At 71.0% G+C, this 20,877-nt stretch carries 21 protein-coding genes; 17 read left to right on the forward strand and 4 right to left on the reverse strand.

Features of this window, described 5'->3' with window-relative positions; translation table 11 throughout:
• Positions 1-22: 22 nt before the first annotated feature.
• Genes ACO0E1_RS14165 through holA form a run of 3 tightly spaced genes read left to right on the forward strand, consistent with a single transcriptional unit; the run spans position 23 to position 4,105 of the window.
• A complete protein-coding gene (locus tag ACO0E1_RS14165; protein ID WP_422874784.1) occupies positions 23-709 on the forward strand; it encodes a ComEA family DNA-binding protein in 687 nt (228 codons plus the stop codon).
• Positions 706-3,261 (forward strand): ComEC/Rec2 family competence protein, encoded by a 2,556-nt coding sequence (locus ACO0E1_RS14170; protein ID WP_422874785.1) that lies wholly within the window; start codon positions 706-708, stop codon positions 3,259-3,261. Before ACO0E1_RS14165 ends, ACO0E1_RS14170 begins: the two co-directional genes overlap by 4 nt.
• The gene (gene holA, locus ACO0E1_RS14175; RefSeq protein WP_402728978.1) at positions 3,146-4,105 is read left to right on the forward strand and encodes a DNA polymerase III subunit delta; all 960 of its coding nucleotides are present in this window, start codon (positions 3,146-3,148) and stop codon (positions 4,103-4,105) included. The genes ACO0E1_RS14170 and holA overlap by 116 nt, the downstream gene beginning before the upstream one ends.
• A gap of 219 nt (positions 4,106-4,324) precedes the next feature.
• On the opposite strand, the gene rpsT is transcribed toward holA, so the two are convergent.
• The gene (rpsT, locus tag ACO0E1_RS14180; protein WP_071299347.1) at positions 4,325-4,585 is read right to left on the reverse strand and encodes a 30S ribosomal protein S20; all 261 of its coding nucleotides are present in this window, start codon (positions 4,583-4,585) and stop codon (positions 4,325-4,327) included.
• Positions 4,586-4,777: 192 nt separating this feature from the next.
• Between rpsT and ACO0E1_RS14185 the strand changes: the two genes are divergently transcribed.
• Positions 4,778-5,980 carry a pyridoxal phosphate-dependent aminotransferase gene (locus ACO0E1_RS14185; RefSeq protein WP_422874786.1) on the forward strand — a complete coding sequence of 401 codons (1,203 nt, stop codon included), beginning with the start codon at positions 4,778-4,780 and terminating at the stop codon, positions 5,978-5,980.
• A gap of 6 nt (positions 5,981-5,986) precedes the next feature.
• The gene (lepA, locus tag ACO0E1_RS14190; RefSeq protein WP_281264226.1) at positions 5,987-7,834 is read left to right on the forward strand and encodes a translation elongation factor 4; all 1,848 of its coding nucleotides are present in this window, start codon (positions 5,987-5,989) and stop codon (positions 7,832-7,834) included.
• A 7-nt stretch (positions 7,835-7,841) separates the two neighbouring features.
• Here lepA and ACO0E1_RS14195 read toward each other — a convergent pair whose 3' ends face one another.
• Positions 7,842-8,327: a hypothetical protein gene (locus ACO0E1_RS14195; protein ID WP_422874787.1), complete on the reverse strand. Its 486-nt coding sequence runs from the start codon at positions 8,325-8,327 to the stop codon at positions 7,842-7,844.
• 132 nt (positions 8,328-8,459) lie between these two features.
• Here ACO0E1_RS14195 and ACO0E1_RS14200 point away from each other — a divergent pair, with 132 nt between their 5' ends.
• Positions 8,460-9,107: a DUF1990 family protein gene (locus ACO0E1_RS14200; RefSeq protein WP_422874788.1), complete on the forward strand. Its 648-nt coding sequence runs from the start codon at positions 8,460-8,462 to the stop codon at positions 9,105-9,107.
• Here the strand turns inward: ACO0E1_RS14200 and ACO0E1_RS14205 are convergent.
• The gene (locus ACO0E1_RS14205) at positions 9,104-9,811 is read right to left on the reverse strand and encodes an HAD family hydrolase (RefSeq protein WP_422874789.1); all 708 of its coding nucleotides are present in this window, start codon (positions 9,809-9,811) and stop codon (positions 9,104-9,106) included. The genes ACO0E1_RS14200 and ACO0E1_RS14205 overlap by 4 nt on opposite strands.
• Positions 9,812-9,839: 28 nt before the next feature.
• Here ACO0E1_RS14205 and hemW point away from each other — a divergent pair, with 28 nt between their 5' ends.
• Positions 9,840-11,090 carry a radical SAM family heme chaperone HemW gene (hemW, locus tag ACO0E1_RS14210; protein ID WP_422874790.1) on the forward strand — a complete coding sequence of 417 codons (1,251 nt, stop codon included), beginning with the start codon at positions 9,840-9,842 and terminating at the stop codon, positions 11,088-11,090.
• 27 nt (positions 11,091-11,117) lie between these two features.
• Here hemW and ACO0E1_RS14215 read toward each other — a convergent pair whose 3' ends face one another.
• Complete coding sequence (locus ACO0E1_RS14215; protein ID WP_422874791.1) at positions 11,118-11,549, reverse strand: DUF4870 domain-containing protein; 432 nt, start codon at positions 11,547-11,549, stop codon at positions 11,118-11,120.
• 108 nt (positions 11,550-11,657) lie between these two features.
• Here ACO0E1_RS14215 and hrcA point away from each other — a divergent pair, with 108 nt between their 5' ends.
• From hrcA to ACO0E1_RS14265, 10 genes are all read left to right on the forward strand, one after another.
• A complete protein-coding gene (gene hrcA, locus ACO0E1_RS14220; protein WP_422874792.1) occupies positions 11,658-12,680 on the forward strand; it encodes a heat-inducible transcriptional repressor HrcA in 1,023 nt (340 codons plus the stop codon).
• 126 nt (positions 12,681-12,806) lie between these two features.
• Entirely contained in the window at positions 12,807-13,919 is a 1,113-nt protein-coding gene (gene dnaJ / locus ACO0E1_RS14225) for a molecular chaperone DnaJ (RefSeq protein ID WP_422874793.1), read from the forward strand.
• Entirely contained in the window at positions 13,919-14,659 is a 741-nt protein-coding gene (locus tag ACO0E1_RS14230; protein WP_422874794.1) for a 16S rRNA (uracil(1498)-N(3))-methyltransferase, read from the forward strand. The genes dnaJ and ACO0E1_RS14230 overlap by 1 nt, the downstream gene beginning before the upstream one ends.
• A 23-nt stretch (positions 14,660-14,682) precedes the next feature.
• Positions 14,683-15,024 carry a histidine triad nucleotide-binding protein gene (locus ACO0E1_RS14235; protein ID WP_281264236.1) on the forward strand — a complete coding sequence of 114 codons (342 nt, stop codon included), beginning with the start codon at positions 14,683-14,685 and terminating at the stop codon, positions 15,022-15,024.
• Positions 15,014-16,144 carry a PhoH family protein gene (locus ACO0E1_RS14240; RefSeq protein ID WP_422874795.1) on the forward strand — a complete coding sequence of 377 codons (1,131 nt, stop codon included), beginning with the start codon at positions 15,014-15,016 and terminating at the stop codon, positions 16,142-16,144. Before ACO0E1_RS14235 ends, ACO0E1_RS14240 begins: the two co-directional genes overlap by 11 nt.
• The gene (gene ybeY / locus ACO0E1_RS14245) at positions 16,141-16,602 is read left to right on the forward strand and encodes an rRNA maturation RNase YbeY (RefSeq protein ID WP_402728478.1); all 462 of its coding nucleotides are present in this window, start codon (positions 16,141-16,143) and stop codon (positions 16,600-16,602) included. Before ACO0E1_RS14240 ends, ybeY begins: the two co-directional genes overlap by 4 nt.
• Positions 16,599-17,930, forward strand: a complete 1,332-nt coding sequence (locus tag ACO0E1_RS14250; protein WP_422874796.1) for a hemolysin family protein — start codon at positions 16,599-16,601, stop codon at positions 17,928-17,930. The genes ybeY and ACO0E1_RS14250 overlap by 4 nt, the downstream gene beginning before the upstream one ends.
• A complete protein-coding gene (era, locus tag ACO0E1_RS14255) occupies positions 17,927-18,850 on the forward strand; it encodes a GTPase Era (RefSeq protein WP_281264239.1) in 924 nt (307 codons plus the stop codon). The genes ACO0E1_RS14250 and era overlap by 4 nt, the downstream gene beginning before the upstream one ends.
• 56 nt (positions 18,851-18,906) lie before the next feature.
• The gene (locus ACO0E1_RS14260; RefSeq protein WP_422874797.1) at positions 18,907-20,166 is read left to right on the forward strand and encodes a sensor histidine kinase; all 1,260 of its coding nucleotides are present in this window, start codon (positions 18,907-18,909) and stop codon (positions 20,164-20,166) included.
• Entirely contained in the window at positions 20,163-20,834 is a 672-nt protein-coding gene (locus ACO0E1_RS14265; RefSeq protein ID WP_422874798.1) for a response regulator, read from the forward strand. The genes ACO0E1_RS14260 and ACO0E1_RS14265 overlap by 4 nt, the downstream gene beginning before the upstream one ends.
• Positions 20,835-20,877 lie beyond the last annotated feature (43 nt).

Consider the following 20,877-nt stretch of genomic DNA (forward strand, 5'->3'; position numbering starts at 1 on the left):
CCGGGCTCTCTAGCGTTCCGGCATGTCCCGTTTCTCGCTCTCGCCGCGCGCCGCGCTCGTGCTGGCCGGCGTCGTCGTGGTGGTCGCGCTGGTCGTCATCCTGCTCGGGGCGCGGGGGAGCGGCGCCGGGGGTGTCGCCACGGTGACGGGTGCCCCGGTGGTGTCCGATCGGTCTTCAGACGGTGCACGGACCCCGGGTCCGACGTCGTCGCCGGCTCCGTCGGTTGTGATCCACGTGCTGGGCGCGGTCCACCGGGCGGGGGTCGTGACGTTGCCGGGGGCGAGTCGGGTGACGGACGCGCTGGCGGCGGCGGGTGGCGCGGCTGATGATGCCGACCTCGGGCGGTTGAACCTCGCGCGGCCGGTCCAGGACGGCGAACGGTTGTACGTGCCGCGGGTCGGCGAGGTCGAGGTGCCGCAGGCGCTTGACGGCAGTGCGGGTGGCGGCGCGGGGGCCGCGAGTGGCACCGGTCCGGGCGGGAGCGGTGGCGGTGGTGCTGGTGTGGCTGGCGTCGGCGACGTGGTCGACCTGAACACCGCGGACCAGGCGGCACTCGAGACACTTCCCGGTATCGGACCGGCCCTCGCGGGGCGCATCCTGGCGTGGCGCGACGAGCACGGTCGGTTCGCGAGCGTCGACGACCTGCTCGACGTCAGCGGGATCGGGGACGCGCGGTTGGCCGAGCTGCGCGACCGGGTGCGGGTGTGAACCCCGCGGCCGACCGGACGGACCTCCGGGCCGCGGTCCCGGTGGCGATCGGCTGGGTAATCGCGGCGGTGCTCGTCGGCAGACCGGACCTGGCGTGGTCCGTCGTGCTGGGCTCGAGCGCGATCGTCGTCGCCAGGGTCGTCCTCCTGCGCTGGCCACGCGCGTCAGAGGTCGTCCGGGCCGTCGTGACGGTGGTCTTCACGTCTGCCGTCGTGGTCGGCCTGATCGGGGTGGCGGTAGCCGTGGGGGACGTCGTACGCACGCCTGCTGTCCTCGACGACGTGGGCCATGCACCCGTACGGGTCGACGTGGTCCTGGACCGTGACCTCGCCGCCGGTGACCGTTCGGTCGTCGGCACGCTGTCCGCGGTCGACGGGACCGCGGTCGACGTTCCGGTGCGGGTGGTGCCCGACCGGCTCGCCGGTGTCGACCGAGCGCTGCCGGCCGGGACGCGGCTGTCGGCGATGGCGGTGGTCGAACCGGACAAACCCGGAGCTGCGACGGTGTCCGTGCTGTTCGTCCGCGGTGCCGTCGACACCGAAGCACCGTCGGGCTTCCTCGCCGCGACCGACCGGGCCCGCAGCGCCTTCGCCGACGTGACCGCTGCGTTGCCCGAGCCCGGGGGCTCGCTGCTCCGAGGACTCGCGATCGGGGACCGCAGCGGGCTCGACCCCGCGACCGAGACCGCGATGGAGACGAGTGCGCTGACCCACCTGACGGCCGTGTCCGGGTCGAACTGCGCCGTCATCGTCGCGGTGGTCGTCCTGGTCGGCCGTGCGCTCGGACTCGGGCGTGAGGTCCGCGCCGCCGTGGCGATCACGCTCTTGGTCGGGTTCGTGGTGCTGGTCCGTCCTGATCCGTCGATCCTGCGCGCGACCGTGATGGCGATCGTCGTACTCGTCGTGCACCTGTCCGGGCGTCCGGTCCGAGGCGTTCCGCTCATCGCGCTCGCGGTCATCGGCATGCTGGTCGTCGATCCGTGGTTCGCCCGCTCCTTCGCGTTCGGGCTGTCCGTGCTCGCGACGAGCGGGATCGTGGTGCTCGGGCCACCGTTGACCGCGCTCCTCACGCGGTGGTGTTGGACGCCGGTTGCTGCAGCGATCGCGGTCCCCGTCTCGGCGCAGATGGCGTGCTGGCCGTTGACGATCCCGCTGTCCGCAGCGCTCCCGACGTACGCGGTGCCAGCGAACCTCCTCGCCGAGCCGTTCGCACCGGTCGTCACCGTCGTCGGGCTCCTCGCCTGCCTGATCGCTTCCGTCTGGCCCGCGGGGGCATCGGTCGTCGCGGCCGTCGCATGGCTGCCCGCATCGGCGATCGGCGCGATCGCGCACGGTGCCGCGGCGCTCCCCGCGGCGTCGGTGCCGTGGCCGGCCGGACTCGTCGGCGTGGGTGCGGCCGTGCTGGTGTCCGGAGCACTCGTCGGCGCGGTGCTCGGGCCCGCGGTGGCACGGCTGCGCTTCCTCGTGGCGGCGGCGACGGTCACGGTGATCGGCGCCGGTACCGTGATCGTCCCGCTCGTGGTCGTCCGCGTGGGGGTACCCGCCGACTGGGCGATCGCGATGTGCGACGTGGGGCAGGGGGACGCGGTGCTCCTCCGCAGCGGGGCGAGCACGGCGCTCGTCGACACCGGAGACGACCGGGAACGCCTCCGCGCGTGCCTCGACCTGCTCGGGGTCGGCCGGCTCGACCTCCTGGTGCTGACCCATTTCGACCGGGACCACGTCGGTGCGGTGGACGAGGTCGCTGCCGATGTCGACGTGGTGCTCACCGGTCCGATCGGTCGCCCGGCGGACGCAGCCGTCGTCCGGGCGCTCGCCGGTGCCGGAGCAGACGTCCGCCGAGCCGACGACCGGACCGCTGGGACCATCGGCGAGGTCACCTGGCGCGTGCTCTGGCCGCCAGCAGGTGATCGTGCCGTTGGCAACGACGCGAGCATCGTGCTCGCGGTGGACGCACCGGAGTCATGCGGGTCGTGCTTGTCCGCGGTGCTACTCGGGGATCTCGACCGGATCGCCCAGCGACGGCTCCGCGGCGGGGTACCGCTCGGGAAGGTCGACGCGGTGAAGGTGTCGCACCACGGCTCCTCGGACCAGGACCCGCTGCTCTACCGGCAACTTGCGGCACCGGTCGGACTGATCGGCGTCGGTGCGGACAACTCGTACGGACACCCGACCGCGCGGGCGCTCGAGATGCTCGCCGCATCCGGGACGACCGTGTTCCGGACGGATCGGCAGGGCACGGTGGTCGCACGTGGGGGAGCGGACGGGCCGGAGGTGTGGACGGAGCGGGCGTCCCCGGGGCAGACGCCCGCGGGACGGGCACCGGAAGGGTCGGCGGTGGCCCGTAGACTCGGACCCGCACCATCGGAAGGAACGCATGCCCGCCAAGAAGCCCGCGCGCGCCGCCGCGAAGATCGACCAGGTCCCGTGGTCCGGCATCCGTCCGGCGCCCGTCGTCCTCGTGACCGGGCCGGAGACGTTCCTCGCCGAGCGGGCGACCGGGATGTTGCGCGACCTCTTGGTCGGCGAAGACCCCGCGCTCGAGGTCCATGACCTCGAAGCCGACCAGTACGCACCCGGGCTGCTCGCGACGCTCGCCAGTCCGTCCCTCTTCGGTGAGCCGCGCCTGGTCCGGGTCACCAACGTCGAGAAGTGCACGGACGCCTTCATCACCGAGACCATCTCGTACCTCGGCGCGCCGGCGGACGACGTCACCCTCGTGCTGCGGCACGGCGGGGGAGTCCGCGGCAAGAAGCTCCTCGACGCGATCCGCGGCGGATCGGGCGGCGGGATCGAGGTCCAGTGCGACGAACTCAAGCGTGAGACCGACCGCATCGACTTCGTGAACGCCGAGTTCCGCGCCGCACGTCGGAAGATCGCACCGTCCGCGGTCCGTACCCTCGTGGCGGCGTTCGCGGACGACCTCGCCGAGCTCGCGGCCGCGTGCCGGCAGCTCCTCGCCGACGAAGCGCAGGAGATCACGGACAAGGTCGTCGACAAGTACTACGGCGGTCGCGTCGAGACCAATGCGTTCAAGGTCGCCGACATCGCGCTCGCGGGTCGATCGGCACCCGCCATCGTCGAGCTGCGGCACGCGCTGTCGACCGGCGAAGCACCCGTGCCGATCGTCGCCGCGTTCGCGAGCAAGATCCGCACGATGGCGAAGGTCAGCGCCTACCGGGGCTCGAGCGGCCAGGCGGCGTCCGCGCTCGGCATGGCGCCGTGGCAGGTCCAGCGCGCGCAGCGCGACGTCGCCGGGTGGAGCGAGGCCGGGCTCGCGAACGCGATCATCAGCATCGCCGAGGCAGACACCGCGGTGAAGGGTGGCTCTCGAGACGCTCACTACGCGCTCGAGGTCATGGTCCGCACCATCGCCCGTCGCGGCGAACCCCGCTGACCCGACCCGAGCCTCCCGTCCGTCCGCGCCGCCCGAGCCTCGCCCTGGTGTCTGCACAACCAAGAGCACGACGCGCCACGGCGATCACCGGTGCGACTTGCTTTCGGTTGTGCGAAAGCGAAGCGCGCCGCGCCCCGGACCACCAACCCCCGGACCCGTCCCCACAACGACGAAGGCCCCGCACCGGAACGGTGCGGGGCCTTCGAGGGGGTCAGACGCTCAGAGCGCAGCGACCTTCTTCGCGATGGCCGACTTGCGGTTCGCGGCCTGGTTCTTGTGGATGACGCCCTTGCTCACGGCCTTGTCGAGCTTCTTCGACGCGACGGCGAGAGCGGCGGTGGCCTTCTCCTTGTCGCCGGCGACGATCGCCTCGTTGGTGTGACGGATGAACGTCTTCAGCTCGGACTTGTAGGCCTTGTTGCGCTCGGTGGCCTTGAGGTTGGTCTTGATGCGCTTCATCTGCGACTTGATGTTCGCCATGCGTGGTGCTCCTGCTTCGTCTCGTACGGGTGAATGCGACCGCTGGGTAGAGGGGCCCTTGGTCGTCTCGCGTTCCACCCGTGGGCGGGGAACGCGCAAGCCAGCAAGCAACACTACCAGGACGGCGCATCCGGTTCAACGCGCACGACCCGTGTCACCGCGCGGAAACACGGCTCCGTTACCGTGACGGACATGCCGTCCCTCGCACCCCGGATCGACACCGTCCCGCCCTCCGGCATCCGCCGGGTCTTCGAGCAGGCCGCCCTGCTGCAGCAGAGTGGCGAGGACGTCACCATGCTCGTCGTGGGGGAGCCCGACGTCCCGGTCGCTGCACACATCGGGGACGCGGCGAAGCGGGCGTGGACCGAGGACCGGACGGACTACACCCCGAACGGCGGCATCCTGCCGCTGCGCCAGGCGATCCAGCAGAAGCTGCTGCGTGAGAACCGCATCGAGGTGGACCTCGAGCAGATCTGGATGACGATCGGCGCGACGCAGGCACTGTTCCAGGCGATGACCCTGGTGCTGAGCCCCGGCGACGAGCTCCTGGTGCCGGATCCCGGCTACACGACGTTCACGATGAACGCGCACATCCTCGGTGCGACCCCGGTGCCGTACCGGCTCGAGCCGCAGCACGGCTTCGAGCCCGACCTCGACGCACTCGAGGCGAGCATCACCGAGCGCACCAGGGCGATCGTGGTGAACTCACCGTCGAACCCGCTCGGGTCGGTGTTCGGCGAGGAGACCCTCCGGAGCATCCTGGCCCTGGCGAAGCGGCACGACCTCTGGGTGATCAGCGACGAGGTCTACGAGTACTTCACCTACGACACGCGGCACGTGAGCCTCGCGGCGCTCGACGAGGACGACCGGGTGTTCACCGCGTTCTCGCTGAGCAAGACCTACGCGATGACGGGCGTCCGCGTCGGGTACCTCGTGACGCCGAAGGGGCTCGGCGCGACCATGCGGACGACCCAGGAGGCGATGATCAGCTGCGTCGCGGAGCCCGACCAGTACGCGGCTCTCGCGGCGATCGTCGGGGACCACTCCGCGGTCCGTGACGCCCGCGAGCACTACCGCGCCAACCTCGAGGTCGCGACCGAGGTGCTCGACGCCGCCGGCATCAGGTACAACGACCCGAAGGGGGCGTTCTACCTGTGGATCGACATGTCGCACGCCGCCGACGGGGACGTCGCGGAGTGGGCGCTCGGACTCCTGCAGCGCGAGAAGATCGCCGTCGCACCCGGGAGCGCGTTCGGCCGCACGGGCGAGGGCTGGATCCGCGTGTGCCTCGCCGCGACGCCGGAGGACCTGCGCCACGGTCTCGGTGCCTTGCCCGCCCCGGACGCCGAGCACGCACAACCGTGGGACAATCGTTCGACCGTCCGACCCACCTGAGGAACCGTGAGCCCACAAGCATCCGCTCCGCTCGAGCCCGCCGCGACTCCGGCCGAGGCGATCCGCAACTTCTGCATCATCGCGCACATCGACCACGGCAAGTCCACGCTGGCCGACCGCATGCTGCAGATCACCGGCATCGTCGAGGACCGTGCGATGCGTGCGCAGTACCTCGACCGCATGGACATCGAGCGCGAGCGCGGCATCACGATCAAGTCGCAGGCGGTCCGCATGCCGTGGGAGCTCGACGGCACGACGTTCGCGCTGAACATGATCGACACGCCCGGCCACGTCGACTTCTCGTACGAGGTCTCCCGCTCCCTCGCCGCATGTGAAGGAGCGATCCTGCTCGTCGACGCGGCGCAGGGCATCGAGGCCCAGACGCTCGCGAACCTGTACCTGGCGCTCGAGAACGACCTCGAGATCATCCCGGTCCTCAACAAGATCGACCTCCCCGCTGCCGATCCGGACAAGTACGCGGCCGAGCTCGCGCAGCTCATCGGCGGCAAGCCGGAGGACGTCCTCCGCGTCTCCGGCAAGACGGGCGTCGGCGTCCCGGAGCTCCTCGACCGCGTCGTGCGCACCGTGCCGAACCCCGTCGGTGACGCCGAGGCCCCTGCTCGCGCGATGATCTTCGACTCGGTCTACGACAGCTACCGCGGCGTCGTGACCTACGTCCGCATGATCGACGGATCGATCGCCCCGCGCGAGAAGGTCCAGATGATGTCGACCAAGTCGACGCACGAGATCCTCGAGATCGGGGTGTCGAGCCCCGAGCCGAAGCCGACCAAGGGCCTGGGCGTCGGCGAGGTCGGCTACCTCATCACGGGCGTCAAGGACGTCCGGCAGTCCAAGGTCGGCGACACCGTCACGAGCGCGCAGCGGCCCGCCACGGACGCCCTGCCCGGCTACACCGACCCGAAGCCGATGGTGTTCTCGGGCCTCTACCCGATCGACGGCTCGGACTACCCGGACCTCCGCGACGCGCTCGACAAGCTCAAGCTGTCCGACGCGGCGCTGGTCTACGAGCCCGAGACGTCCGTGGCGCTCGGCTTCGGCTTCCGCTGCGGCTTCCTCGGCCTGCTGCACCTCGAGATCATCACCGAGCGACTCAGCCGTGAGTTCGGCCTCGACCTCATCACGACCGCGCCCAGCGTGATCTACGACGTGACGACCGAGGACAACACCACGGTCCAGGTGACGAACCCGTCGGAGTTCCCGACCGGCCGCATCGTCGAGGTCCGCGAGCCGATGGTCCGCGCCGCGATCCTCGCGCCGAAGGACTACGTCGGCGCGATCATGGAGCTCTGCCAGCAGCGCCGCGGCTCCCTGCTCGGCATGGAGTACCTCGGCGAGGACCGCGTCGAGATCCGCTACCAGATCCCGCTCGGCGAGATCGTCTTCGACTTCTTCGACCAGCTGAAGAGCAAGACGCAGGGCTACGCCAGCCTCGACTACGAGCCCACCGGCGACCAGGCGGCCGACCTCGTGAAGGTCGACATCCTGCTGCAGGGCGACCAGGTCGACGCGTTCAGCGCGATCGTGCACCGCGACAAGGCGTATGCCTACGGCACGCTCATGACAGAGCGGCTCCGCAAGCTCATCCCGCGCCAGCAGTTCGAGGTCCCGATCCAGGCCGCGATCGGCGCCCGCATCATCGCGCGCGAGAGCATCCGCGCGATGCGGAAGGACGTCCTCGCGAAGTGCTACGGCGGTGACATCAGCCGCAAGCGCAAGCTCCTCGAGAAGCAGAAGGAGGGCAAGAAGCGCATGAAGACGATCGGCCGGGTCGAGGTCCCGCAGGAAGCCTTCATCGCGGCGCTCTCCGGAGACGTCGAAGAGAAGAAGAAGTAGCGCGGACTCAGGGGCGGGCGCGTGTCCGCAACGCGGTCAGTACAACGGCCGGGAGGCTCGCAGCCGCCAGTCCCGCCAGCGCGGTCCGCACGATGGTCGCCTCCGACACCGTGGCGAAGTCGGTCGCGGACGTCGCCACCACCGCGGCCACGACGGCGCCGAGCGCCAACAGGACGGTGGTCCCGCCGAGCAGGAGCGGGAGCCGACGGTGGTGGTGGCGTCGCACCGCGGTGACGAGCGTCGCGCCGAACAGCAGCACGCCGGCGCCGGCCGCCGATGCCCCGATGCCGGCGACGACGTCGACGGTGTCGAACGTGGTCCAGCCGCTCGCCGCCTCGGTCGAGTAGCGCGACGGCACGCCGTACCCGGCGACGGCCTGGTCGACGGTGACCCGTGCGGCGGCTGCGATCGCGAACGCGACGAGCGTCGCGATGGCGAGGACGAGGACCCGGCGGTCGACGGACCGGCGGCGGGTGGGTTCGGGCGTGGGCACGCGCCAACGATAGGGGCGGGGCGGGGGCGACCACGGCCTCCAGTTCGGGGCGCGCGGAAAGCGGACGGCGACCCGCTCGAGGTGAGCCCCGGTCGGTTCGATCCGTGCTCCGCGCCCCAGTACGATGGCCGCATGAGCAGCCGCGGAGGGTACCTGACCGCCCTGACCTACGGAGCGGTCGGTGCGACGCAGGCGCCGGACCTCATGACCTACCCGCCGGAGGGATTCGTCCCGGCGGAGTCGCGCTCGCGGATCGGCCACGGCGAGCAGCGGTTCGAGACCGCGGTGACGCAGGCGCTGACGTGGCAGATCCAGGAGCGCAGCGGCATCCGCGTCCACGTGGAGGAAGCGCCGGACGACGACGAGGTCCGCTACAACCCGGTGACGTTCGACGAACAGGGGGTGCCGATCGCGCCCGCGTCGATCGGGACGCCGCGCGTCGAGAAGTTCGCGCCGGACGGCACGCCGCTCGTCACCGCGGGGACCTCCGCCGTGCTGACGATGCACGCGTTCGGGCGGACGGTGCAGGCGCCGGTGCGGGTCGTGTCCGTGATCGACGAGCCCGACCGCAAGGGGTTCGCCTACGGCACGCTCGAGGGGCACCCGCTCTCCGGTGAGGAGTCGTTCGTGGTGGAACGCACCGCCGACGGCTCGGTGTGGCTGCAGGTCCGCCAGTTCTCGCAGCCGGCGAGTCGCAAGTGGCAGTTCGTCGCGCCGCTCCTGCGACGGCAGCAGCGCGTGATGGCCGAGAAGTACCTCGAGGCGCTCCGCGGCGACTAGTCCTCGTCGACCGGCCGGAGCGGCGGCAGCGCCGCGATCGCGTCCTCGATCAGGGCGGCGTCCGTGACGCAGTCGCGTGCGATCGCGACGGCATTCGTGTGCCGCAGCTCGTCCACGTCGTAGACCCCGGTCGCGACGGCGAGGAACGGGATGCCGACCGCGTCGGCCGCCTCGCCGTCCCTGGGTGTGTCGCCGACGATGACCGCGCGGGTGCCGGCGAGCGCGGTGGCAGCGAGGGCGGTGACGCCAGCCCGCTCGACCTCCTCGTCGCCGAAGTACGAGTGCTCCCAGTCGAACGCGTCGACGTCGAACCCGGCGCCGAGCAGCTTCACGCGGGCCCGGTAGGCGGAGTTGCCGGTCAGCAGGCCGTTGCGCCAGCCGATCTCGGCAAAGCGCGCGACCAACGCGGTGGCACCGGGTGCTGGCGTCCGGTGGTCGCCGGCGCGGTGCCGTTCCTCGGACAGGTCGCGGAGGTGGCTGCTGACGGTCGGGATGACCCCGTCGTCGAGGTCGTGTGCGCGGACGTGCTCCGCGATGATGCCGGCGTCGGTGCGGCCGTGCTGGTGCCCGACGAGCTGGGGGAGGTCGCGTCCGATCGCACGCTCGAGGGCCAGGTGGTAGAGGTTGCCCGGCGACGTCGCGTTGCGGACGAGGGTGCCGTCGATGTCCCACAGCACCGTGGTCGGGACGGGGTGGTGCTCCATGACTCCATCATGACGGACAATGGACTCCATGCCGAGTGCTCTGCCGATCGCCGACCCGGCTCCCGTGGACGGCCTGATCACCCCCGGGCCCGGCGCGGGCGACGTGCCGTTCGGCGTCTACGTCCACGTGCCGTTCTGCCGCGTCCGCTGCGGGTACTGCGACTTCAACACGTACACGGCCTCCGAGCTCCGCGGCGTCCGTCGTGACGACTACGCCGGACACGCCGTCCGCGAGATCCAGTGGGCCGCGCAGGTGCTCGACCGTTCCGGCGTGCCGCGGCGGCCGGTCTCGACGGTCTTCTTCGGCGGTGGGACGCCGACGATGCTGCCGGCGAGCGACCTCGCGATGGTCCTCCGCGCGATCGACGACACGTGGGGGATCCTCCCCGGTGCCGAGGTCACCACCGAGGCGAACCCGGACTCGGTCGACGCGGATTCGCTCGAGACGCTCCGCGCCGGCGGGTTCAACCGGATGAGCTTCGGCATGCAGTCCGCGGTGCCGCACGTGCTCGCCACGCTCGACCGCACCCACGACCCGGAACGCGTGCCGCTCGTCGTCGACCTCGCGAAGCAGCTGGGACTCGACGTCTCGCTCGACCTCATCTACTCGACGCCAGGGGAGTCCCTCGACGACTGGCGCACCTCGCTCGACGCGGCGATCGCGTGCGAGCCCGACCACGTGTCGGCGTACTCGCTCATCGTCGAGGACGGCACCGCCATGGGCCGCGCGGTCAAGCGCGGCGAGCTGCCGGCACCGGACGACGACGTCGCCGCGGACATGTACGAGCTCGCGGACCAGGTCCTCGGCGATGCCGGGTACGGCTGGTACGAGGTCTCGAACTGGGCGAAGGGCGACGAGCACGCCAGCCGGCACAACCTGTCGTACTGGAAGGGCCACGACTGGTGGGGTGTCGGCCCGGGCGCGCACTCGAGCGTCGCCGGCACGCGCTGGTGGAACGTCAAGCACCCGGCCGCGTACGCGAACCGGGTGCTCGCCGACGAGTCGCCGGCCGCCGGGCGCGAGACCCTGGACGACGAGACGAGGTACGTCGAGCGCGTGCTGCTCGCCACGCGCGTCCGTGGCGAGCTCCGGACGTCCGAGCTCCGCCAGGAGGCTCGTGGCCGGGTCGCGGGGCTCATCGCACGGGGCCTCGTGGACGGCCGCAGTGCCCTGGGGCAGACAGGCGGCGAGGGCATGGCCGGCACGCCGGGTCACCTCGACCTGACGCTGCGGGGCCGCCTGCTCGCGGACGCCGTGGTCCGGGAGCTGCTCGACTAGCCCTGGCGCGTCACCAGCCCTGGCGCGTCACTGCTTGAGGAACTCGATCGACAGTGGGTAGCGGTAGAAGCGGCCCTGGTTTGCGGCGACTGCGGCCATGATGCCGAACACGATCGTCAGGACGCGGACCGCGAGGATGATCAGGATGCCGATGCCGAGCCAGCTGGTGATCACGCCGACCACGTCCGCGATCGCCATGGTGATCGAGAAGTTCAGCGCGACGCGGGTGTGCTCGCGGACGAACTGACCCCGGTCGCGCAGCACGAAGTACGCCACGAGCGGTGCGATGAAGCTGAAGAAGATCTGGCCGACGTGCGTGAGTGTGGCCCAGAGACGCTGGTCCTCCGGCGTCATCGGCTGCGGCGGCTGGTAGTAGGGGCCGGGGCCCTGCGGTCCGCCGGGCTGCTGGCCCCAGGGTCCGCCCGGCTGTCCGTTGCCCGGCTGCTGTCCGTAGGTCATGCCGGAAGCGTAGCGATCCGATGTGGAGAAGTGTCGGGACGTCGGTGCGCGGGCGTAGGATCAGCACTCGACACGTCCGAGTGCCAGCACGAACGGAAGGGATCTGGGTTGGTCAGCGAACGCTCCCTCGAGGTCCTCAAGGCCATCGTGCGCGACTACGTCGCCTCACGCGAGCCCGTCGGGTCGAAGACGATCGTGGAGCGCCACGCCTTCGGGGTCAGTGCCGCGACGATCCGCAACGACATGGCCCTGCTCGAGGACGAGCAGCTGATCATCGCGCCGCACACGTCGTCCGGCCGGGTGCCCACGGACAAGGGGTACCGCGTGTTCGTGGACCACCTCGCCGCCGCCCGTCCACTCTCCAGTGCGCAGCGGCACGCCATCGAGACCTTCCTCGGGGCGTCCAACGACCTCGACGACGTCCTCGGCCGCACCGTCCGGCTGCTCAGTCAGCTGACGAACCAGGTCGCGCTCGTCCAGTACCCCTCGATGGTGCGGGCACGGGTGCAGCACATCGAACTCGTCCGGCTGGGGGACTCCCGGCTGATGGTCGTGCTCATCACCGACACCGCCAGGGTCGAGCAGCGCGTCGTCGAGACCGACGTCGCGCTCGACGAGTCCGCGCTCGTCGAACTCCGCACGGTGCTCAACGCGGCGACCGTCGGACTCATGCTCCACGACGTCCCGACGGCGCTGCGGGAGATCCCCGCGCAGATCCGGCCGGAGTCGCAGACCCTCGCCGGCGTCGTCGTCGCGACGGTGATCGAGCAGGTCGCGGCCAACCGTCAGGACCGCCTGGTGATGGCGGGCGCCGCGAACCTCGCGAAGAGCGAGCAGGACTTCTCCGGCGGACTCTTCCCGGTGCTCGAAGCGATCGAGGAACAAGTGACCCTCCTCCGGTTGTTCGGAGAGATGCAGCTCGACGACGTGTCCGTCACCGCACGGATCGGCGTCGAGAACGCGGAGTACGGCCTCGACGCGACGAGCATCGTCGCCGGCGGGTACGTCGCCGCGGGCGGGGAGGTCGCCCGACTGGGCGTCCTCGGACCGACCCGCATGGACTACGGCTCCAACATGGCCGCGGTCCGCGCGGTCGCGCGGTACCTGTCCAGACTGCTCGGAGAGAATTGACGACCGCCGCAGTGCACACCGACCGTGCCAGCCCGACGGCAGCAGCGACGCGGGCCGACCGCGTGACGTGACCACGGCCTCCAGGCCGAACCGACCAGACGACCGACGAAACCAACTGAGGGATACGTGGCAGACCACTACGACGTCCTCGGTGTCCCGCGCGACGCGGCCGACGCCGACATCAAGAAGGCGTACCGACGCCTCGCGCGCGAGCTCCACCCGGACGTGAACCCGAGCCCGGACGCCGCCGAGCGCTTCAAGGACGTGACGCACGCGTACGACGTGCTGAGCGACCCCGAGCAGCGACGGCGGTACGACGCCGGCCCGCAGGCCGACAGCCCGTTCGGCGGCGGGGCCGGCGGCTTCAGCGACATCTTCGACGCCTTCTTCGGTGGCGGCGGGGGCGGCGGCCGGGGTTCCGGTCCCCGGAGCCGTGCCGAACGCGGACAGGACGCCCTGCTCCGCATCGACGTCGACCTGGACGAGGTCGTCTTCGGCACGCACAAGGACGTCGAGGTGGACACGGCGGTGCTCTGCGAGACGTGCGGCGGTTCCTGCTGCGCTCCTGGTACGAGCCCGCGCACCTGCGACATCTGCGGTGGCTCCGGTCACATCCAGCGCCAGGTCCGGTCGCTCCTCGGCAACGTCGTGACGAGCGCACCGTGCGGCACCTGCCGTGGCTACGGCACCGTCATCCCGAACCCGTGCCCGACCTGCCAGGGCCAGGGCCGCGTCCGCGCCCGTCGCACCATCCCGGTCGACGTGCCCGCCGGTGTCGACTCCGGTCTGCGCCTGCAGATGCCCGGCCAGGGCGAGGTCGGCCCCGCCGGCGGCCCGTCGGGTGACCTCTACCTCGAGATCCGCGTGCGGCACCACGACGTCTACAGCCGTGACGGGGACGACCTCCTCGCCACGCTCGAGGTCTCGATGACCGACGCGGTACTCGGCACCACGGCGACGATCGACGGCCTCGACGGCCCGGTCGAGCTCGAGATCCGTCCCGGCGTGCAGAGCGCCGACGTGCTCGTGCTCAAGGACCGCGGCGTCACGAAGCTGCGCGGGAACGGCCGCGGCGACCTCCGGGTCGGCGTGCAGGTCGTCACCCCGACGAAGCTGTCGCACAAGGAGCGTCAGCTCGTCGAGCAGCTCGCGAAGTCGCACAAGGCGTCGCCGCCGCAGCTCGCCCGGTTCCAGCAGGGGATGTTCGGCAAGCTCCGCGATCGCTTCTTCAACTTCTGATGGCATCGCTCTACCTGGTGGAGTCGCTCGACGGTGTGGCCGTCGGCGCCTCGGTGACACTCGACGGGGCCGAGGGCCGGCACGCCGTGACGGTGTCGCGGGTGCGGGTCGGGGAGACGCTGCGGCTCTCGGACGGGCAGGGCACGGTCGTCGTCGGCGCGGTCGCGTCGCTCGGCCGCGACTCGTTGTCGCTGACGGTCTCGGACGTCCTGGTGTCGTCGCGCCCGGTGCCGTCGCTCACGCTCGTGCAGGCCCTCGCGAAGGGTGGCCGGGACGAGATGGCGGTGCAGGCGGCGACCGAGATCGGCGTCGACCACGTCGTGCCGTGGTCCGCGGCACGCAGTGTCTCCCGCTGGGAGGGCGCGAAGGTCGCGAAGGGCCGTGCCCGCTGGCAGGCGATCGCGCACGAAGCGGCGAAGCAGGCGATCCGGTCGTGGGTGCCGTCGGTGTCCGACCCGGTGACGACCGCGGCGCTCGCGGCGTCCGCGTCGTCGGCCGGTGTCGTGCTCCTCGTGCTCGACCCGACCGCCACCGAGCGGCTCGCGACGTGGGAGCCGCCAGCCGACGCCACGTCGATCTCGCTGGTCGTCGGCCCCGAAGGCGGCATCGACGGGTCGGAACTCGACCGCTTGTCGGCTGCCGGTGCCGTCCGGGTCCGGCTCGGTGACACCGTGCTCCGGACGTCCACCGCTGGGCCCGCCGCGCTGGCCGTGCTGCAGTCCCGGCTCGGCCGCTGGTGACCGGTGCGTTCTACGATGGACCAATGAGCAGCGTCTTCACCAAGATCATCGACCGCGAGATCCCCGCGACCGTCGTCGCCGAGGACGACCGCGTCATCGCGATCGAGGACATCGCCCCGAAGGCGCCCGTCCACGTGCTCGTGATCCCCAAGACCGAGGAGTACGCGAACGTGGCCGAACTCGCCGCGGGGGACCCCGATCTCCTCGCACACGTGGTCGCCACCGCCCAGCGCATCGCCGACGAGCGCGCCGGCGGCCAGTTCCGACTCGTCTTCAACACCGGCGAAGCCGCCGGACAGACCGTGTTCCACGTGCACGCGCACGTACTCGCAGGCGACCTGCAGGAAGGCAACATTGCCAGCTGACGAAACCGCATCCGCCGAGACCGAAGCCGTCTCGGAACTCAGTGTCGACGGCATCGCCATGGTGCAGCTGCTCGGCCCGCAGGACCGGCTCCTCAAGACCGTGGAACGCCAGTACCCGGGTGTCCGGGTCCTGGTCCGCGGCAACGAGGTGACCCTGACCGGGCCGGAGCGCGACGTCGCTCGTGCCCGAGCGCTCGTCGACGAGCTCGTGGGCATGGTCAAGCGTGGTCAGGACCTCGGGCAGGCCGACATCCCGACCTCGGCCCGCATCATCGACGAGCAGCGCAGCCCGTCCGACGTGTTCGGCACGCCGATCGTGTCGAGCCGCGGCAAGTCCGTGCGGCCGAAGACGGACGGCCAGCGTGCCTACGTCGACGCCATCGACGAGAACACGATCACGTTCGGCATCGGCCCTGCCGGCACCGGCAAGACGTACCTGGCGATGGCGAAGGCCGTGCAGGCCCTGCAGCGGCGCGAGGTCACCAGGATCATCCTCACGCGCCCCGCGGTCGAAGCGGGCGAGCGGCTCGGGTTCCTCCCCGGCACGCTGACGGACAAGATCGACCCGTACCTGCGGCCGCTCTACGACGCGCTCAACGAGATGATGGACCCCGAGCTCGTCCCGAAGCTGCTCGCGGCCGGCACGGTCGAGGTCGCTCCGCTGGCGTACATGCGCGGGCGGACGCTCAACGACTCGTTCGTCGTGCTCGACGAGGCGCAGAACACCACGCCGGAGCAGATGAAGATGTTCCTGACGCGTCTGGGCTTCGGCTCGAAGATGGTCGTCACCGGCGACATCACCCAGGTTGACCTGCCGGGCAACGTGTCGGGGCTCCGGCTCGTCACGCAGATCCTCTCCGAGGTGCAGGACATCCACTTCGCCCGGCTCGGCAGTGAGGACGTGGTCCGGCACACGCTCGTCGGCCGCATCGTGGATGCCTACACCGTCTACGACGAGCAGCGGCTCGCTGAGCAGGCCGGGCACCGACCGGGAGGCCGTGGCACGGCTCCGGCAGGGAACCCGGCCGGTGCGAACCGCGCCGAGCGCCGTGGCCGGGTCCCGCAGGACCGCCAGACCAGCCCCTACCCCCAGAACGATCCTCGAGGAGGAACCCGGTGAGCATCGAGCTCAACAACGAGTCCGGTGTGCAGATCGACGACGACGCGGTCCAGCGTCTCGCGGCCTTCGCGCTCGACGCGCTGCACGTCCACGCCGACGCGGAGCTCGCCATCGTGCTCGTCGACGAGGGGGCGATGGAGCAGCTGCACGTCCGGTGGATGGACGAACCGGGGCCGACCGACGTGCTGAGCTTCCCGATGGACGAGCTCCGCCCCGGCACCGAGGACGACCCGACACCCGCAGGACTGCTCGGCGACATCGTGCTCTGCCCGCAGGTCGCCGAGTCGCAGGCGAAGACCGCCGGGCACTCCACGACCGACGAGCTCCTGCTCCTGACGTGTCACGGGATCCTGCACCTGCTCGGCTTCGACCACGCGGAGCCGGAGGAGAAGGCCGAGATGTTCGGGCTGCAGGGGGAGATCCTGACCGCCTTCGCCGCGCAGCGCCGGGGGCGGTGACCGCAGTGCTGCTCGTCGCCGTCCTGCTCGCGGTGGCGTTCGTGCTCGTCGTCCTCGGCGGCCTGCTCGCCGCGTCCGACGCCGCGCTCGGGGTGCTCTCCCGTGCTGATCTGGACGACATCGCCAGGAACAGCAAGCGCCGCCGTGCCATCGAGGCGATCGGGGACGACGTCGGCGCCCACGTCAACGCGCTGAACTTCTTCCGGGTGCTCGCCGAGACGGCAGCCGCCGTGCTCGTCACCATCGCGCTGTTCTCGGTCCTCGACACGTGGTGGCTCGCGCTGATCGTCTCCGCGGCGATCATGACCGCCGTGTCCTTCGTCCTCGTGGGGTCGAGCCCCCGCAGCGTCGGCCGAGCCCACGCGGACCGGCTCATCGGGGTCACCGGTGGGCTCGTGCACGCGGTGCGCATCGTCCTCGGCCCCCTCGCCGGGCTGCTCGTGCTCATCGGCGACCGTGTCACACCCGGCCGGAACGGCAGCACGTCGAGCGTCTCGAGCGAGGAGCAGCTCCTGTCGCTCGTGGACGAGGCCACCGAGAGCAACGTGCTCGAAGCGGACGACCGCGAGCTGATCCACTCGGTGTTCGAGTTCAGCGACACGCTCGTGCGCGAGGTCATGGTGCCGAGGACCGACATGGTGACGGCGGACGCGGCGGACACCGTGTCGACGGTGATGGAGGAGTTCCTCGCCGCCGGGGTGTCCCGCATGCCCGTGACCGGCCGGGACAGCGACGACGTCCTCGGCGTCGTCTACCTCCGCGACCTGGCGCGCGCCCTGTACGAGAACGAGAGCGCCGGCGGCCGGGTCGTGACGTCGTTGCTCCGGGCAGCCGAGTTCGTCCCTGAGTCGAAGCACGCCGACGAGACACTGCGGCACATGCAGGCCGCGAAGAACCACCTGGTCCTCGTCGTCGACGAGTACGGCGGCGTCGCCGGGCTCGTGACGATGGAGGACCTCATCGAGGAGCTCGTCGGTGACATCTCCGACGAGTACGACCGCACCGTGATCGACCGCGTCGAGGTCTCCGACGGCGTCTGGCGGATCTCGGCGCGGATGCCGATCGACGACCTCGGCGACCTGTTCGGCGTCGACCTCGACGACGACGACGTCGACACCGCCGGCGGCCTGCTCACCAAGGAGCTCGGTCACCTGGCGACCGCCGGCGAGTCCGTGACCGTGTCCGGCGTCGTGCTGACGGCGGATCGCGTCGAGGGCAAGCGCCGCCACCTCATCTCCGTGCTCGCCGAACGCACCGACGCCCTCGCCGGCGCGGAGCAGGCGTTCGACGGCACCGCACCGACCACGACGGGATCCACCTCAGCATGAGCGACACCGACAGCACCCCCACCTTCCGAGCCGGTTTCGTCTCGTTCGTCGGACGACCGAACGTCGGCAAGTCGACGCTGACCAACGCCCTCGTCGGGCAGAAGGTCGCGATCACCTCGTCCAAGCCCCAGACGACGCGGCGGGCGATCCGCGGCATCGTGCACCGACCCGACGGGCAGGTCATCATCGTCGACACGCCGGGTGTGCACCGCCCCCGGACGCTGCTCGGCGAACGACTGAACGACCTGGTGCAGTCCACGCTCGCCGACGTCGACGTCATCGGGTTCTGCGTGCCGGCGAACGAGCCGATCGGGCCCGGCGACAAGTTCATCAACGAGACGCTCGACCACTTCCCCCGTGCGAAGAAGATCGCGATCGTGACGAAGGTTGACCGTGCGGGCAAGGAGAAGATCGCCGAGCAGCTCATCGCGGTCTCGCAGCTCCGCGAGTGGGACGCGATCGTCCCGACGTCGGGGACCGAGGGCACCCAGCTGGAGGCCCTGCTCGGCGAGATCACCAAGCTGCTGCCCGAGTCGCCGGCGCTCTACGACGCCGAGGCCGTCACCGAGGAGACGAGCGAGGACCGCATCGCGGAGCTCATCCGCGAGGCCGCGCTCGAGGGCGTCCGTGACGAGCTCCCGCACTCGCTCGCGGTGTTGATCGAGGACATGGTCGAGCCGGACCCCGACGACGACCCGAACGGACCGCTGCGCATCTTCGCGAACCTGTTCGTCGAGCGTGACAGCCAGAAGTCGATCGTGATCGGGCACAAGGGCGAACGGCTGAAGGACGTCGGTTCACGGGCTCGTGCCGAGATCGAGTCGCTGCTCGGTGGACGGCACGTCTACCTGAACATCCGCGTGAAGGTCGCGAAGGAGTGGCAGCGCGATCCGAAGCAGCTCGGTCGACTCGGGTTCTGACGCGGGTCATTCCGTGGATTGACGCGCACGACGGCGCGCAGCCGTACCGTGGACGGGTGTTCCGTCCCATGCTGCGCGCCCAGATCGTCGTGGACCTCGTGGTCGCCGGCGTCCTCGGCGTGCTCGTCGCGGTCACGTCGACTCGGGGGATCGACGGGCCGCTCGCGTACCTGACCGTGCTCGGCCTGACCGTGGCGCTCGCGCTCAGGCGGCTCTCGCCGGGCCTCGCGCTGACCGTCGCGTGGGTCACCGCGGTCTTCCAGATGGTGACCGGGCAGAACCCGGACGGTGCCGATGCGTTCATCGCCGCGATCGTCTACACGACGAGCGCGTACGGCAGCCGACGCGTCCGCTTGGCGGGACTCGTCTCGGCGATCGGCGGCGCGATCACGGCCGCGGTGTACGTCGGCGCGAAGGACTACGCCCAGCGATTGACCATCGACACTGCGACGACACCGGCGCGGGAGTCGATGCAGGTCACGATCGCGTACTTCGTGGTCATCCTGGCGCTGCTCCTGCTGCCGTGGCTCGCGGGCGTCGTCGTGCGGACCCGTCGGGCCGCGCGGATGAGTCGTGAGGCCCTGCTCCTCGCCGAACGCGACGCGGCCCGGGCGGACCGTGCGGTCGCGGTCGAGCAGGAGCGGGTGCGGATCGCACGCGACATGCACGACATCGTGGCGCACTCCCTCGCAGTCGTCATCGCGCAGGCGGACGGTGCCCGGTACGCGTTGAAGGCCGACCCAGCCGTCGCCGACCAGGCACTCAGCACGATCTCCGGGACCGCCAGGCGGGCGCTCGGCGACGTGCGGGAGCTGCTCGGCGCGCTCCGCCACGAGCAGGGCACCGCGCCGACCCCGGACATCGACGACATCGAGCTCCTCGTGACGGAGATGCGCGCCATCGGGCTCGACGTCCGCGTGGAGCGCAACGGCGATTCGACCACCCTCCCGACCACCACGCAGCTCGCCGTCTACCGCATCGTCCAGGAGAGCCTGACGAACGCGTACAAGCACGGGGAGCACGGCACCCCGGTGCAGGCCACCCTGACGTACCGTCCGGACACCGTCGAGATCGACGTCGTCAACCGCCGTGCTGACCACGGGCACGCGGGGCCGGGAACCGGGCACGGGCTCGTCGGGATGCGGGAGCGTGCCACGATGTCCGGGGGCAGCATGACCGCCGGCCCCCGCGGCGACGACTTCGCCGTCGCGGTCCGGATGCCCGCGCACCCCGCGAGCGGGCAGATGCCGCGGGGGCTCGTCACGACGAGGCAGCCGACGGACCACACCACCGACCAGGAGCAGACACGACGATGACCGACACCCCGATCCGCGTCGCGCTCGTCGACGACCAGGCCCTGTTCCGCACCGGGATCCGGATGCTCGTCGACTCGCAGCCGGACCTCCTGTTCGTGGGAGAGGCGGGCGACGGCGCCGGCGGTGTCGAACTCGTCCGCACGGGACGCCCGGACGTGGTGCTCATGGACGTCAGGATGCCGGTCATGGACGGGATCACGGCGACCGCGAAGATCGTCGAGGACGGCGGGACGGACGGCGCAAAGGTCCTGGTGCTCACGACGTTCGACTTCGACGAAGCCGCGGCGAAGGCGATCCGTGCCGGGGCGAGCGGGTTCGTGCTGAAGGACGCCGATCCGGAGTTCCTGCTCGCGGCGATCCGGACGGTGCACGCGGGGACGGCCGTGTTCGCGGCCTCGGCGACCCGTGAACTCCTCCGCCGGTACGACGACGCCCAGGAGCAGGCAGCGAACGTCCCGGCTGCGTTCGCCGAGCTGACGCCGCGGGAGCGGGAGATCTTCGACCTGGCCGCCAGGGGCTTCAGCAACAGCGAGATCGCCCAGCACGAGTTCGTCAGCGAGGCGACCGTGAAGACCCACATCTCACGGGTGCTCACGAAGCTGGAGCTGCGGGACCGCGTGCGCCTGGTGGTGTTCGCGCATCAGCACGGGCTCGTCACGAAGGACTGACGATCGGGTGCTGCGCAGAGCGCTCGGCACCGACCCGTGTCAT

It is taken from the genome of Curtobacterium guangdongense (genome assembly GCF_049341845.1).
Taxonomy (GTDB): Bacteria; Actinomycetota; Actinomycetes; order Actinomycetales; family Microbacteriaceae; genus Curtobacterium; species Curtobacterium guangdongense.

Excerpts from the sequence above, each read along its gene's own strand:
- ACO0E1_RS14215 (WP_422874791.1), bottom strand. The coding sequence starts at position 11,549 with ATGACCTACGGACAGCAGCCGGGCAACGGACAGCCGGGCGGACCCTGG.
- rpsT (WP_071299347.1), bottom strand. The coding sequence starts at position 4,585 with ATGGCGAACATCAAGTCGCAGATGAAGCGCATCAAGACCAACCTCAAG.
- ACO0E1_RS14185 (WP_422874786.1), top strand. The coding sequence starts at position 4,778 with ATGCCGTCCCTCGCACCCCGGATCGACACCGTCCCGCCCTCCGGCATC.
- hemW (WP_422874790.1), top strand. The coding sequence starts at position 9,840 with ATGCCGAGTGCTCTGCCGATCGCCGACCCGGCTCCCGTGGACGGCCTG.
- ACO0E1_RS14200 (WP_422874788.1), top strand. The coding sequence starts at position 8,460 with ATGAGCAGCCGCGGAGGGTACCTGACCGCCCTGACCTACGGAGCGGTC.
- ACO0E1_RS14230 (WP_422874794.1), top strand. The coding sequence starts at position 13,919 with ATGGCATCGCTCTACCTGGTGGAGTCGCTCGACGGTGTGGCCGTCGGC.
- ACO0E1_RS14205 (WP_422874789.1), bottom strand. The coding sequence starts at position 9,811 with ATGGAGCACCACCCCGTCCCGACCACGGTGCTGTGGGACATCGACGGC.
- era (WP_281264239.1), top strand. The coding sequence starts at position 17,927 with ATGAGCGACACCGACAGCACCCCCACCTTCCGAGCCGGTTTCGTCTCG.
- ACO0E1_RS14235 (WP_281264236.1), top strand. The coding sequence starts at position 14,683 with ATGAGCAGCGTCTTCACCAAGATCATCGACCGCGAGATCCCCGCGACC.
- ACO0E1_RS14265 (WP_422874798.1), top strand. The coding sequence starts at position 20,163 with ATGACCGACACCCCGATCCGCGTCGCGCTCGTCGACGACCAGGCCCTG.
- ACO0E1_RS14165 (WP_422874784.1), top strand. The coding sequence starts at position 23 with ATGTCCCGTTTCTCGCTCTCGCCGCGCGCCGCGCTCGTGCTGGCCGGC.